Raw genomic sequence first — 13726 nt, forward strand, 5'->3', positions numbered from 1 at the left:
TTAGCCTCGCCCCTTTAAAATATGTTCTAATATTGCCATGCGGATGAATAGTCCGTTTCGCATTTGAGAGAAGATTCTTGAACGCTCACATTCTACTAATGATGAATCAATTTCTACACCACGGTTAATCGGTGCCGGATGCATGATAATTGCTTTATCTTTCATCATTTTTTCACGTTCCTCAGTTAAGCCATATCTTTCTCTGTAAGATTCAACTGTGAATCCATCATATGCTGCTTCACGTTCATGTTGTACACGAAGTAGCATAATGACATCACTCTTTTCGATTAGTTGATCCCAATCTTGATGCGCCTCATACTCACCTTGCCACTCTGGTGGACAAACAAAGTTGACGTTTGCTCCTAAAGTAGTAAGTGCTGTTGCATCTGATTTTGCAACACGACTATGAGAAACATCACCTGCAATTGTAACATTGACCCCTTCAAATTTCCCGAACTCTTTGAATATTGTGTATAAATCTAGTAAAGATTGAGAAGGATGCTGCCCGGCACCATCACCTGCATTGATAATTGATACGTCCAAACCTTCTAAAAGCTCTTCGTAGTATGCATCTTGTTTATGACGAATAACGACTGCATCGATACCACTTTGTTGAATCGTTTTTACTGTGTCGTACAATGTTTCACCCTTTAGCACGCTTGAGAATCCTGCATCGAATGGAATCACTGTAGCACCTATTTTTCTTTCAGCTGATTCAAATGATGTTTTTGTTCTTGTACTTGGCTCAAAAAATAGGTTTGCGATAAAGTATTCTTTCTCTAGTTGTGGTTTCGCACCTGATTCAAATTCCGCAGCGCGTTTTAATATCAGCATAATTTCTTCTTTTGATACTTCATCCATTGACAGTAAGTTTTTCATCATGAGCCTCCTAGTTTATAAATAAAGCCTCCCTAGATTAGTAGGGAGGCTGAGGAAGGATATGACAGGATAAGCATAGCGCTTTTGCACATGCTTTCGAATCTATATAACCCTTCTTTGCCTCTCTGGGCAATCTGTTAAAAGGTACAGTATTTATATGTTATTCATCCAAATCAGCGACGTCTTTATCGCGACCTGGTAGTACTAAGTTTAAAATGACACCGACGATGGCTGCTAAGGCCATACCTTCAATTGCAAATGTGTCAGAAACTTGCGGTATTTTCAACGTTGCGCCACCGATTCCAAAGATCAGGATAACTGATGCAATGACTAGATTACGTTTATCATCGAAGTCAACTTTATTTTCAACTAGCATTCGTAGACCACTAGATGCGATGATTCCGAATAATAGAATAGACACACCGCCCAACACTGAAGTTGGAATTGTTTCGATAACTGCCATCGCTTTTGAAAAGAATGCCATCACTATCGCTAAAATTGCTGCGCCACCAATAACATATACACTATATACTCTTGTTAATACTAGGACACCGATATTTTCACCGTAAGTTGTTTTCGGTGGGCCACCGATGAAAGCGCTCATTAGTGTTCCTAAACCATCACCTAATAGTGAACGATGTAAACCTGGCTCTTTAATGTAGTTTCGATTCACAACTTTACCCAATACTAATTGGTGGCCAATATGTTCTGAAATCGTGACAATCACGATTGGTACCATCGCTAGAAGCAATGTGCTTGTCACCTTGAATTCATAATCTATTCCTGGTATTAAAAAGTCAGGAAGTGCGAACCATTTCGCTTGTCCAATTGCAGTATAGTCAACAATACCGATTGCTGCTGAGTATATATATCCTACAACTAAACCAATTAAAATTGGCATTGTGCTAATGATATTTTTGAAGAAGATTGTACAAATAATGGCTGCAGCTAACGTAACTAGTGCTGCAGAGAAGTCTGGGAAACTATATATCTTCCCACCATTACCATCTGAAATATTCATCGCCATATCAACTGCGACTGTTGCAAGTCCAAGACCGATAACCATAATAACCGGCGCTACAACGATTGGCGGTAGTAATTTCATAATCCATTTATAACCCGTTTTCCAAATGAGTAGTGAGACTAAGCCGTAAGTTAAACCGACGAACATTGATCCAATCATCGCACTTCCAACACCACCCGAGTGAGAAACAAAGATAATTGGTGTGATAAAAGCGAATGAAGATCCTAAGTAAGCTGGGACTTGAAATCTTGTTACTAATAAGAATATCAGTGTTGCGATACCGCTTGTTAAAAGAGCCATCGCTGGGCTCAAGCCAGTAAGTTTAGGTACTAATATTGTTGAGCCGAACATCGCAAACATATGTTGAGCACTAAGGGTAATAAGTTGGAGTGCTTTTGGTTTTTCATCTATATCTAATACTGTGTTTGCCATATCCTTTTATCCTCACATTCTTTACCTTGCTTATTCGTGAATTGTGACGCAATCCGTAGCATCAACTTCAACCATGTTAACTACGATTCTTTCATTTCCTGATGTCGGAATGTTCTTCCCTACATAATCAGCACGAATAGGTAGTTCTCTATGACCACGATCGACTAATACGGCTAGCTGGATTTGAGAAGGTCTTCCTAAGTCCATGACCGCATCCATCGCTGATCTTACTGTTCGTCCTGTGTATAGTACATCATCTACAAGAATGATTTTTTGCTCTGATACGTTGTCCGTAATATCAACTTGCTGTACTAGTGGCTCTTCGTTGTCTGTTTTTGTTGATAAATCATCACGATATAGTGTGATATCAAGTTCTCCGGTACGGATTTCCTTACCTTCAATTCTATTGATTTTTTGCGCTAACCTTCTTGCTAAATAAGCGCCTCTCGTTTTAATACCGACTAAAATGCACTCATCAATTCCTTCATTTCGTTCAATAATTTCATGAGCGATTCGAGTCAATGCTCGATTCATAGCTGGTTCATCAAGTAATACTGCCTTCATTGTCATTATTTTTCCTCCTTTCGTTATGGGCATAAAAAAACCTCTTGAGCAATGAGCCCAAGAGGATATAGGTGTACTTAAGATATGTCGAAAAAAACTTGCATCACAAGGATTTTCCACATTTCACGCATACCTTCTCAGCCTCTCTGGACTGTCTTTAAAGGTGAATATTTTGTTTTCCACTACGACAAGTATATTACGCTAGGACTTAAAATGTCAATAGTTACTTTTCAATTCTTTTAATAACTCTTCATAATCAGCTGGTAATGGCGCCTCAAATTCTAAATATTCACCAGTTGAAGGATGAATAAAGCCTAATACACCGGCGTGTAGAACTTGTCCACCAAAGTCGAGTGTTTTTCTCGGCCCGTATTTTGGATCACCGGCTAATGGATAACCAATATAGTTCATATGGACACGGATTTGATGTGTACGTCCTGTTTCTAGTCTACATTGTACAAGAGTGTAATCCACTCCTAAACGGTCGATTACAGTAAAATGCGTAATCGCATGCTTTCCATTATCAACAACACCCATTTTTTGACGATCGCGTGAATCACGACCTATCGGAGCATCAATTGTTCCTTTATCGTGCGGAATATGACCGTGAACAAGCGCCGTATAACGACGAGTTACTGTCTTATCTACAAGTTGCTGTACTAATGATTCATGTGCTTTATCATTTTTGGCAACCATTAATAAACCAGAAGTATCTTTATCAATACGATGTACGATTCCAGGACGCGCTACACCATTAATGCCTGATAAATCTTGGCAATGATACATTAGACCATTTACAAGAGTACCAGTTGCATGACCTGGTGCTGGGTGTACAACCATGCCTTTTGGCTTGTTAACTACAATAACGTCGCTATCTTCATAGACGATTTCTAAATTTAAATCTTCTGCAACGATTTCAAGTGGTTCTGTTTCTGGTGGGGTTACTGAAATAACGTCCCCTTCTTTGACTTTATATTTTGTTTTAACAGGCTCATCATTTACCATAACGATTCCATCTTTTAACCAAGTTTGAATTTGAGAACGAGACCAGTCTTGTTGCATTGCTGCAAATGCTTTATCAATACGCTCACCATTCAATTCTTGCATTACTGTATAACTTACTGCTGTCATTGTTTCACCTTTTTCTGATTGAGTTTCTCTTCAAAGAGCATATAAATAATTAACATCACAACACCAATTGTTAGCGCTGCATCTGCAATATTAAAAATCGGGAAATCATAATTAATAACTGGGATTAGTACATTTACAAAATCCACTACTTCACCGCGAAATACACGATCAATAAAATTACCAATCGCTCCACCTAATAAGAACATAAGGCTCGCTTGAAATAATGGCTTTCCTTTTGCTTCTTTATGAAAATAATAAAGAATACCGATTATTACAGCTACCGTAACAATTGCAAATAACCAAAATTGTCCCTGCAACATTCCCCATGCTGCTCCGCGATTACGATGCGAAAGAAGTCCAAAATAAGGATCCCATAGCATAATACTTTCACCAAGTTGCATGTTTTTAACGATACTCCATTTTGTTAGTTGATCGATAATTACTACAAAAGCTGCTAGCCCATAATATTTATACACCGCAATATCCTCCGTTTACTCTATATCTTAACCATTTTAACATAACAGAGCTATGAATGAAAAAAACTACTCATAAAATACTTCTTTTTGCAACAAAAAAGCCCCTTTCTATGAATAATCGTTGAAAAAGGCAGTCTCTTAAACAAAAATATATTTTTATATTGTTTCTGATATCTTTGAATGTACATTTTTCATATAAAAATGAGCAGTCCGATTAGTTATCGACTGCTCATTTTTTCAATTATGCTTCAGGATAGTATTTTTCTACAACATCCGCACAGTGTGCACATAATGTTGGGTGTGATTCACTTTGACCAACTGTTTCAGAAATTGACCAGCAACGTTCACATTTTTCACCTGTAGCTTTTTCTACAAGAACAGCTACGTTATCTACTACTACTGCTTCTGCCGGAGCTTGTGTAGTTTCGCCGCCTACCACGAATTCTGAAACGATATTCAATTGAGCAAAATTAATATCTTGATCTGCAAGTAAAGATGTAGTTGCTTCATCTGCAAAGACTGTCACTTTTGCTTCTAATGATTTACCGATTATTTTCGCGTTACGCGCTTCTTCTAAAGCTTTTAAAATTGCATTACGAACAGTGATGATTTGAGCCCATTTCGTGCGTAATGCTTCAAAATCTTCTTGTTCAACAGCTTCTGGCATATCAGTTAATTGAACGCTTACTGCCTCTGTGTTATCTAAATACGACCACATTTCATCTGTTGTATGTGGAATGATTGGAGTTAATAATTTTAATAATGCTTGTAATGTATCATACATAACCGATTGCATTGCACGACGGTCTGCATTATCTTGACCTTCGATATACACAACGTCTTTTGCAATATCTAAGTAGAATGAGCTTAACTCAGTTGCTACGAAGTTGTTGATTGTGTGATATACGCTTGCAAATTCATAGTTATCATAATGTGTGCGTACCGCTTTAATCACATCTTGTAATTTCATGTACATATAGCGATCCACTTCACGAAGATCTGCATATGCTACGCGATCTGTTTTAGGATTGAAGTCGCTCACATTACCATGTAGGAAACGAAGCGTATTACGGATTTTACGGTAGACTTCAGAAACTTGCTTCATGATGTCCATCGAAATACGAACGTCAGCTGTGTAGTCTACTGATGCTACCCATAAACGTAGAATATCGCCACCATATTGGTTCATTACTTTGATAGGAGCGATAATATTCCCAATAGATTTACTCATTTTGCGCCCTTCGCCATCTAATACGAAACCGTGAGAAAGTAAACCTTTATACGGCGCATGCCCATGTATAGCAACACTTGTAATAAGTGAAGAGTTGAACCATCCACGGTATTGGTCAGAGCCTTCTAAATAAAGATCTGCAGGGTAGCGTAATTCTGGGCGTTCATCTAATACACCTTGGTGTGTAGAACCTGAGTCAAACCAAACATCCATAATGTCGGTTTCTTTAGTAAATTCGCCATTTGGACTACCTGGATGAGTGAAGCCTGCTGGTAATAAATCTTTTGCTTCACGTTCGAACCAAATGTTTGAACCGTGTTCTTTAAATAGATTTGCAACGTGTTCGATTGTTTCTTCAGTAATGATTGGTTCATCATTCTCAGCATAAAACACTGGAATTGGAACACCCCAAGCACGTTGACGAGAAATACACCAGTCCCCGCGATCACGAATCATATTGAATAGACGTGTTTCACCCCAAGAAGGTGTAAAGTTTGTATCACGAATTGCTTGTAACAATTCTGGACGGAATGCTTCAATTGAAGCAAACCACTGTGCAGTTGCACGATAAATAACTGGTTTTTTGGTACGCCAGTCATGTGGATATGAGTGTGAGAAGAATGAAAGCTTTAGTAACGCTCCTTTTTCTTCTAATGCTTTTGTAATTTCTTTATTGGCATCATTATAGAACAATCCTTCAAAACCAGGAGCCTCTTCAGTTAATACACCACGGTTATTAACTGGGCTTAAAATACCGATATCGTATTTTTTACCGATGTTAAAGTCGTCTTCACCATGTCCAGGGGCTGTATGAACGCAACCAGTACCTGCGTCAAGTGTAACGTGGTCACCACACATAATCAATGCATCACGGCCATATAAAGGATGAGCTGCTACAACGTATTCTAAATCTTGTCCAGCAATTTCACGATCAATTTCGTAGTTTTCCCATTCTAAAGTTTCTGCTACTTTTTCAAGTAAACCTTTAGCTATGATAAATTTCTTATCAGCCACTTTTACTACCGCATATGTGAATTCTGGATTCACGGAAATACCTAAGTTAGCAGGAATTGTCCATGGCGTTGTTGTCCAGATGATAAAGTTTTCATCAGTATTAACTACACCTTTACCGTCTTTTACAGCAAATGCAACATAGATAGATGGTGATTTGATATCTTGGTATTCAATTTCTGCTTCAGCTAATGCTGATTCACTTGATGGAGACCAGTAAACTGGTTTTAAACCTTTATAGATATAACCTTTTTTAGCCATTTCACCAAAGACTTTAATTTGACGCGCTTCGAATTTAGGTTGTAATGTGATATATGGATTATCCCAGTCACCACGAACACCGATACGTTTAAATTGAGTTCGTTGACGATCAACTTGCTCGTAAGCATACTCTTCACAAAGTTTACGGAATTCCGCAGTAGTCATTTCTTTGCGTTTTACACCTTTGTTAGTTAGTGCTTGCTCGATTGGTAGACCATGCGTATCCCAACCTGGTACATAAGGAACGAAGTAACCAGTCATTGAACGGTGACGATTAACCATATCTTTTAATACTTTGTTTAATGCATGTCCCATATGAAGATCGCCATTTGCGTATGGAGGGCCATCATGTAAGATGAATGCTGGGCGATCTTTTGTACGCTCTAACACCAACGCGTTGATGTCCATTTCTTCCCATTTTTCTTGAATTTTCGGTTCATTAGCCGGTAAATTTCCACGCATCGGGAAATCTGTTTTCGGCATTAATAACGTATCTTTGTATTCCATATAAAATCCTCCTCTTTTTTAAGCAAATAAAAAACTCCCCATCCCAAAAAAGGGACGAGGAGGAATTATCTCGCGGTACCACCCTAATTGCGTATAATAATTTAATACGCCTCTTAGACACCTTAACGTGGTGTGAGCCGAGATTACTTACTGTTTTTGTTCAGTAATCTAGTTCCAGAGTGATTTTCTTCCTTGAATGTATAGTCTGAGCTTACACCGTCCTCAGATCGCTTTTACATCACTCAAAAAATACTGTCTCCATCATAACTTTTTCTTTGATATGTTGACATTATAGAAAACAGAAAGCATTCAGTCAAGTATCGTTTACTCTACAGGTGTATCTAAGCGCTCTAATTCTGTTGAATCAATTTCATACTCCAATAAATGATCCCAATCATCGGATTCAATCAAATCTAATTGGGCTTCAACAATCATTTTGAAGCGATTACGGAATACTTTAGATTGTTTTTTCAACTCTTCAATTTCTAGTGCAATACGACGTGCTTTTGATAGAGCTTCGTTAACAATACGATCAGCATTCTTCTCAGCTTCTTTAACGATCAATTTTGCTTCTTTAGTAGAATTACGTCGCACTTCTTCAGCAGCTTCTTGTGCAATGACAATTGATTTTTGAAGTGTTGATTCAATTGAATTATAGTGACCAATTTGCTCATTCGAAGTTAGTAATTTGCTTTCTAGCTCTTTTTTCTCTTTTAAAACAACTTCATAGTCTTTTATGATTTGCATTAAAAACTCATTGACTTCATCTTCATTGTAACCTCTGAAACCACGAGTAAACTCTTTATTATGTATATCAACAGGCGATAACGGCATTTTCTACACTCTCCCTTATAGCATAATATATATTGTAAACTATTATACAGGTCATTAATGGTAAGTACATCGAAAAAACAACAAATTTAATGAAATTGTTATGTTTTTCTTTCCATACGACCTATATTAATGCGAATTTTATCTTTTTTTGTTCTTCCTTCAATAGCTCTTATCATAAATCTCCCGAAACCTCGAATCGATAGTAAATCGAGTTCATGCAACTCAAAAGAAATATTTTCACGGATAGTAAAGTTAACCTTCACTTTTCCACTATTAATAAGTGCTGCTGATTTCTGACGAGATATATTAAATACAGAAGCGATAACTGTATCTAAACGCATCGAACTTACTGTCATCATTTCATCCGTCCAAACTTCTTCATTTGATAGTAACATTTCAGTTGAATTTAGCTCTTCTACATATACTTTTACCTTACCAATTGAAGTGAGATTAGCTCGGACATAATCTTCTATTTCTGAAGCAATAGCGAATTGGGCTGTAGAGTTGTCTAATCTTATATCCCCAAATTTCTCTCTTCCTAAACCAAGTGATAGTAACGCCCCTAAAACATCTGGATGCTCAAGCTGAACAAACTTAGTAGGATAGCGCAGATGGAATACCGTGATTTGATAATCCTCTTCTACTGGTACAAAATAGGACGGGTATATAAGAATCCTTCTGCGCTCAGCTTCATCAAATGCACCAAAATTCGCCATTTCAATATCGCCTTGATGTCCAATAATTGACTGTGCTATAAAACGTTGACGCGGATCTAGAAAGTCCGTTAACTTTGGCGCATATCGATTTTCTACTTCCATACGCCAGCCACTAACTTGATCAATAAATTCACGCTCTTCTGGTCGGAAATGCTGAAATATCTCTTCCATAATACCCCTCCTTTCTTAATAAAAAAACCCCACATTCATATTGTGGGGAAGAGTGACATTGACTAAAAACTAGAGTGAAAATCCATTAAACAAACTTATTACTCCTTGATTTGCCAAATTCAATACAAATAACGCGACGATTGGCGAAATATCAATCATACCTAGCGGTGGAATAAAACGTCTAAATAACTCTAAATACGGCTCGCAAATTTTACCTAAAATTTGTCCGAATTTAGACTCATAAGCTGCTGGAACCCACGACATCAAAATATAAATGATAAGCGCAATTGAATAATAGAAAATTAATTTTGAAATTATACTACCTACTATAAACATAAATTATTAAACTCCTCAGTTTGATCAGTCTTCATAATAATATTCAGAAATATTACCGTCAACTTCTACATTATCTGGTGTGCATAAAAATATGTCCGTACCAATACGTTTTATATCTCCACCCAGTGCACATATTGTACCACTTAAGAAGTCAATAATACGAATACCTTGCTCTTTATCTATACGCTGTAGATTTACAACGACTGCACGCTTGCTTTTTAGATGTTCAGCAATATCTTGAGCTTCTGCATAGACACGAGGTTCCGCTAAGACAACCTTAGAAGATTTTTGTGTAATACTTACTAGATTAGGTGTATTTGTATGTTCAGTTGCCACACTCCGTCGCTCCTTGTTGCTTACTTTTTTAACTGCAGGTTGACTTACTGCAGCTTGATGAACTGGTTGTGACATGACTCTTTGTTGGCGTTGCTCTTGCTGTTGATGTTGCTGTTGTGGTTGCGATTGCTGTGATTGCTCATAATAGTCTTCATCATCTTCTTCTAGTAAAAAAAAGTTCTTAATTTTATCCTTCATGCTCATTAAGAATCCCTTCTTTCGTTGCCAACTAGAGCCGTACCAATTCGAACATACGTTGCACCCTCTTCGACAGCGATTTCATAGTCATTTGACATTCCCATCGATAAATCGTGACATGGTGCATGAGCATATCCGTTATTTTCGACTTCCAATTGTAGTTTTTTGAGATTTTTAAAAATGTTGCGAACTACTTCTAAATCTTCTGTATTTGGGGCCATTGTCATTAAACCCACTACGCGTATACGAGAATATTGCGATAGTTGCTCTATAAACGGTATGACTTCTTCTGGTTGCAGACCATGCTTTGATTCTTCACCTGAAACATTTACTTGTACAAAACAATTAACAATACGTGTTGCTCGTTTTTCAATTTCGTCTGCTAAACTAATACGATCTAAAGAATGTAGATAATCAATTTTATCGATGACTTGTTTAACTTTACGAGTTTGCATCGAGCCGATATAATGCCATACAGCACCCTCGGTAATTGTTTCTCTTTTTTCTAACAAGCCTTCTGGACGATTTTCGCCTAATTGATTTAATCCTGCATCAAGCGCTTCAATAGCTCGTTCAGTAGACACTTGCTTTGTAACTGCGATTATTGATACATCTGCTACTTGTCTATCTACCCTGTTTGCTGCTTTTTTAATCTTTAGCTGAATTTCTTCTAAGTTATTTATAATAAACGTCATTTTATTCCCATCTTTTCAAAGATACTTGTTAACTTATTGTACCAAGCCACGGATTAATTATCAATGAATTGTCATACATTTCACTATCGTGCTTTCACTAATATGACATCCTTCCCAACTACTAGAATATCTTCTATACGAATTTTCATTGTATCATTATCACTTTGTGAAAATTGAAAGAATCTTTTTGGTTCAGATACAACAAATGCTTCAATCAAGCCCGTTTCCTCCGACAAAACTGCATCTAGGACAAACCCTAAAAATCGGCCATTACCAGCTTCAATAATTTCTTTTCTTTGGATATCAGAAAATCTCATCTACATCCCTCCTAACTCAGTCTATGAAGGGAAATAGCAAAAAACGCATCAACTTTTAGAGTTTGATACGTCTTTGCCATAGTTATTAATTATCGTATTGTGATATTTGCTTTTGAATTGTTTTGATTGCACTTTTTTCCAGCCTTGAAATTTGAGCTTGCGAAATTCCTAATTCGTTTGCTATCTCAGTCTGAGTTTCACCATAGTAAAAACGTTTTGCTAAGATTTTTTGTTGTCGTTCATCTAGCTTCATAACATTTTCTTTCATGGTTACATAAGTCAACCATCGTTCTTCTGAAACTGCATTATCTTTCAATTGATCCATCATATAAACTGGATCACCACCATCTGAATAGATCGGCTCATGCAATGACATTGGTTCTTGAATCGCATCTAAAGCAAATAATATATCCTCTTGCGGCAAGCCTGTCATACGCGCTAAATCAGATAACGTTGGTTCACGTAATTGCTCATTGATAAACTGCTCTTTAGCCTGCATTGCCTTATAGGCAATATCACGCAATGAACGAGCAACACGCAGTGGGTGATGGTCCCGCAAATGCCTGCGAATTTCCCCAATAATCATTGGCACTGCATAGGTTGAAAATCTCACATTATGAGACAAATCAAAATGATCAATTGATTTTAACAAACCAATACAACCGACTTGAAACAGGTCATCAGCCTGTTCACCACGATATGCAAAACGCCCTACAATACTGAGTACTAAACGTAGATTGCCCATAACGAGCTGATCTCTTACTTCCTCTTGGCCACTTTGCAATTGGATAAATAACTGACGCATTTCCTCATGCTTTAATACAGGTAACTTTGCAGTATCTACACCGCATAAATCCACTTTTGTTCGCATAGTCATTTCCTCCGGACGCTTCTTTCTTTGTTGTAAGTTCAGTTTGTCCGTTAAGTGACAGAATATGCGATGGAAAAATGACCAATTTCAACCATTACATTGTTGGTTGATTTAAATTTTCACGTAATTCATGAATAATTTTCTTCTCTAAACGAGAAATATAAGATTGTGAAATACCAAGATGATCTGCTACTTCCTTCTGTGTCATCTCTTCTCTACCATTTAGTCCGAAACGACATTCCATAATATAACGCTCGCGCTCTTCCAAGATATGAATCGCTTGAAACATATGTTGGCGTTCGATTTTTTTTTCAACATTATCCGTAATAATATGCTCGTCCGTTCCTAAAATATCCGAAAGTAATAGTTCATTACCATCTGCATCTGAATTGAGTGGTTCATCAAGTGAAACTTCACCTTTAGTTCGACTTGTTTTGCGTAAATGCATTAAAATTTCATTTTCGATACATCTAGAAGCGTATGTAGCGAGTTTGATATTTTTTTCAGTATTAAAAGTTTCAATTGCTTTTATTAATCCAATCGATCCAATACTGATTAAATCTTCAATTGGTGTATTTGAATTATCAAAACGCCTAGCAATATAAACTACTAAACGCAAATTACGTTCGATTAACGTATCTCTAGCACTCATATCTCCCCGCATAAACGCCGCAATAACTTCCTTCTCCTCCTCTTTTTTCAATGGTACAGGCAGCGATTCATGACTTCCTATATAAAAAGTACCCTTCGTTCTCCAAGTAATGAACTTCTGCTGTAGCCAATGCCAAAATTTTCGAATCATGTAAAAACCCCTTCCATCATTATTGACAAAGCGTTGAGACATTCAGAATGACATTTACCTGCTGTGGGAAATGATCTGATTCCCTTGTAAGTACGAAAAACCCTGGTGCGATAAAGAAACTATCTTCCCCGTGTACCTCCCAGTGATCAAAACGGAAAGCGATTCCATAAACTGCTTTTTCTTGTACAGTTGAGAATCGAATAACCGTCAACTTACTTTGTAACTCTTTCGGGAACATTGATAATTTGTAAGGATTAGTTGATTGCCAGCTATCTAGTGCATTTTTTAGCCCAACATCCATATGATCTTCTAACGCACTCCAAGCAATAAAATGAACAGCCCTACCAGTTAATGGTTCGATACAACTATTTCCTGTATCGATAAAGCCGCTTAACTGCCAGCTCTTACCTTGAAACGTCATTGTCGTATCTAATACAAGTCCACGCTCAAGAGATTGCTGTTTACTAACGGTCCATCTATTTTGCAAAAGAACAAGACCCGCCACAGCGATGATACTGCTTGTCGACGCAAAATAGACAGTAGGCATTTTAAAAAATAGTGGCTCAAGTGCAGTTAATAGACCACCTGCAAATAATGCGGCCACAATGCAAATAACAGCACTTTTGAGCCATTTCATAAAATGAAAACCAAAAGCACAAATTGTCATCACGACAAAAGCAAAAATCATTGGTATAACAGATTGACCAATAAAGACAACGACACATGCACCTATTAGAGCACTAAACAACAATCTTTTTCTCGACACTTGTAATGCACCAATCTTACTTGTAAAGGTCAAGACAATGTAATTAAAAATTGTATTGAGCGCTAAAATAACTTCTCCGTACATGAGACCGCCTCCCTACTGAAAGGTTATCATCCTCCAACTTCAAAAAATGTCAAACTGTGAAGTGATTACGCAAAAAATTTGCGA

General features: G+C 37.3%; 15 protein-coding genes and 1 other annotated feature. All 15 genes read right to left on the minus strand.

All coding sequences use genetic code 11. The annotated features are described in order from the left end of the window. The 15 genes from MHH98_RS17060 to MHH98_RS17130 all read right to left on the minus strand — a co-directional run bounded on the left by MHH98_RS17060 (position 1) and on the right by MHH98_RS17130 (position 13642). Positions 1–879 carry an aspartate carbamoyltransferase catalytic subunit gene (locus tag MHH98_RS17060; RefSeq protein ID WP_038183914.1) on the minus strand — a complete coding sequence of 293 codons (879 nt, stop codon included), beginning with the start codon at positions 877–879 and terminating at the stop codon, positions 1–3. Positions 880–1039: 160 nt separating this feature from the next. Continuing rightward, a complete protein-coding gene (locus tag MHH98_RS17065) occupies positions 1040–2335 on the minus strand; it encodes a uracil-xanthine permease family protein (protein ID WP_038183911.1) in 1296 nt (431 codons plus the stop codon). 30 nt (positions 2336–2365) lie between these two features. Then, positions 2366–2905: a bifunctional pyr operon transcriptional regulator/uracil phosphoribosyltransferase PyrR gene (gene pyrR, locus MHH98_RS17070; RefSeq protein ID WP_038183909.1), complete on the minus strand. Its 540-nt coding sequence runs from the start codon at positions 2903–2905 to the stop codon at positions 2366–2368. A gap of 210 nt (positions 2906–3115) precedes the next feature. Next, positions 3116–4030 (minus strand): RluA family pseudouridine synthase, encoded by a 915-nt coding sequence (locus tag MHH98_RS17075; protein WP_038183906.1) that lies wholly within the window; start codon positions 4028–4030, stop codon positions 3116–3118. Next, positions 4027–4506 carry a signal peptidase II gene (gene lspA / locus MHH98_RS17080; protein ID WP_340713292.1) on the minus strand — a complete coding sequence of 160 codons (480 nt, stop codon included), beginning with the start codon at positions 4504–4506 and terminating at the stop codon, positions 4027–4029. The genes MHH98_RS17075 and lspA overlap by 4 nt, the downstream gene beginning before the upstream one ends. A gap of 241 nt (positions 4507–4747) precedes the next feature. Continuing rightward, positions 4748–7516: an isoleucine--tRNA ligase gene (gene ileS, locus MHH98_RS17085; protein WP_038183901.1), complete on the minus strand. Its 2769-nt coding sequence runs from the start codon at positions 7514–7516 to the stop codon at positions 4748–4750. 47 nt (positions 7517–7563) lie between these two features. Next, positions 7564–7790: a binding site (T-box leader), on the minus strand. A gap of 50 nt (positions 7791–7840) precedes the next feature. After that, positions 7841–8350, minus strand: a complete 510-nt coding sequence (locus MHH98_RS17090) for a DivIVA domain-containing protein (RefSeq protein ID WP_038183899.1) — start codon at positions 8348–8350, stop codon at positions 7841–7843. A gap of 98 nt (positions 8351–8448) precedes the next feature. Next, a complete protein-coding gene (locus MHH98_RS17095) occupies positions 8449–9237 on the minus strand; it encodes a YlmH family RNA-binding protein (RefSeq protein WP_038183889.1) in 789 nt (262 codons plus the stop codon). Between the two features lie 69 nt (positions 9238–9306). Further along, entirely contained in the window at positions 9307–9573 is a 267-nt protein-coding gene (locus MHH98_RS17100; RefSeq protein ID WP_340713293.1) for a YggT family protein, read from the minus strand. Positions 9574–9597: 24 nt separating this feature from the next. After that, positions 9598–10113, minus strand: coding sequence for a cell division protein SepF (locus MHH98_RS17105; protein ID WP_038183884.1), 516 nt, complete (start codon positions 10111–10113; stop codon positions 9598–9600). Further along, entirely contained in the window at positions 10113–10802 is a 690-nt protein-coding gene (locus MHH98_RS17110) for a YggS family pyridoxal phosphate-dependent enzyme (RefSeq protein WP_038183882.1), read from the minus strand. Before MHH98_RS17110 ends, MHH98_RS17105 begins: the two co-directional genes overlap by 1 nt. An 83-nt stretch (positions 10803–10885) precedes the next feature. Next, entirely contained in the window at positions 10886–11119 is a 234-nt protein-coding gene (locus MHH98_RS17115) for a PRC-barrel domain-containing protein (protein ID WP_038183879.1), read from the minus strand. A gap of 85 nt (positions 11120–11204) precedes the next feature. After that, on the minus strand, positions 11205–11990 hold the full coding sequence (sigG, locus tag MHH98_RS17120; protein ID WP_038183877.1) for an RNA polymerase sporulation sigma factor SigG: 786 nt from the start codon (positions 11988–11990) through the stop codon (positions 11205–11207). Between the two features lie 94 nt (positions 11991–12084). Further along, positions 12085–12792 carry an RNA polymerase sporulation sigma factor SigE gene (gene sigE, locus MHH98_RS17125; protein WP_038183874.1) on the minus strand — a complete coding sequence of 236 codons (708 nt, stop codon included), beginning with the start codon at positions 12790–12792 and terminating at the stop codon, positions 12085–12087. A 19-nt stretch (positions 12793–12811) separates the two neighbouring features. Next, a complete protein-coding gene (locus MHH98_RS17130; protein WP_038183869.1) occupies positions 12812–13642 on the minus strand; it encodes a sigma-E processing peptidase SpoIIGA in 831 nt (276 codons plus the stop codon). Positions 13643–13726: the final 84 nt, after the last annotated feature.

The organism is Viridibacillus sp. FSL H8-0110 (assembly GCF_038003565.1).
In the GTDB taxonomy this organism is placed as follows: domain Bacteria; phylum Bacillota; class Bacilli; order Bacillales_A; family Planococcaceae; genus Viridibacillus; species Viridibacillus arenosi.

Excerpts from the sequence above, each read along its gene's own strand:
- MHH98_RS17060 (WP_038183914.1), bottom strand. The coding sequence starts at position 879 with ATGAAAAACTTACTGTCAATGGATGAAGTATCAAAAGAAGAAATTATG.
- MHH98_RS17065 (WP_038183911.1), bottom strand. The coding sequence starts at position 2,335 with ATGGCAAACACAGTATTAGATATAGATGAAAAACCAAAAGCACTCCAA.
- pyrR (WP_038183909.1), bottom strand. The coding sequence starts at position 2,905 with ATGACAATGAAGGCAGTATTACTTGATGAACCAGCTATGAATCGAGCA.
- MHH98_RS17075 (WP_038183906.1), bottom strand. The coding sequence starts at position 4,030 with ATGACAGCAGTAAGTTATACAGTAATGCAAGAATTGAATGGTGAGCGT.
- ileS (WP_038183901.1), bottom strand. The coding sequence starts at position 7,516 with ATGGAATACAAAGATACGTTATTAATGCCGAAAACAGATTTCCCGATG.
- MHH98_RS17090 (WP_038183899.1), bottom strand. The coding sequence starts at position 8,350 with ATGCCGTTATCGCCTGTTGATATACATAATAAAGAGTTTACTCGTGGT.
- MHH98_RS17095 (WP_038183889.1), bottom strand. The coding sequence starts at position 9,237 with ATGGAAGAGATATTTCAGCATTTCCGACCAGAAGAGCGTGAATTTATT.
- MHH98_RS17100 (WP_340713293.1), bottom strand. The coding sequence starts at position 9,573 with ATGTTTATAGTAGGTAGTATAATTTCAAAATTAATTTTCTATTATTCA.
- MHH98_RS17105 (WP_038183884.1), bottom strand. The coding sequence starts at position 10,113 with ATGAGCATGAAGGATAAAATTAAGAACTTTTTTTTACTAGAAGAAGAT.
- MHH98_RS17110 (WP_038183882.1), bottom strand. The coding sequence starts at position 10,802 with ATGACGTTTATTATAAATAACTTAGAAGAAATTCAGCTAAAGATTAAA.
- MHH98_RS17115 (WP_038183879.1), bottom strand. The coding sequence starts at position 11,119 with ATGAGATTTTCTGATATCCAAAGAAAAGAAATTATTGAAGCTGGTAAT.
- sigG (WP_038183877.1), bottom strand. The coding sequence starts at position 11,990 with ATGCGAACAAAAGTGGATTTATGCGGTGTAGATACTGCAAAGTTACCT.
- sigE (WP_038183874.1), bottom strand. The coding sequence starts at position 12,792 with ATGATTCGAAAATTTTGGCATTGGCTACAGCAGAAGTTCATTACTTGG.
- MHH98_RS17130 (WP_038183869.1), bottom strand. The coding sequence starts at position 13,642 with ATGTACGGAGAAGTTATTTTAGCGCTCAATACAATTTTTAATTACATT.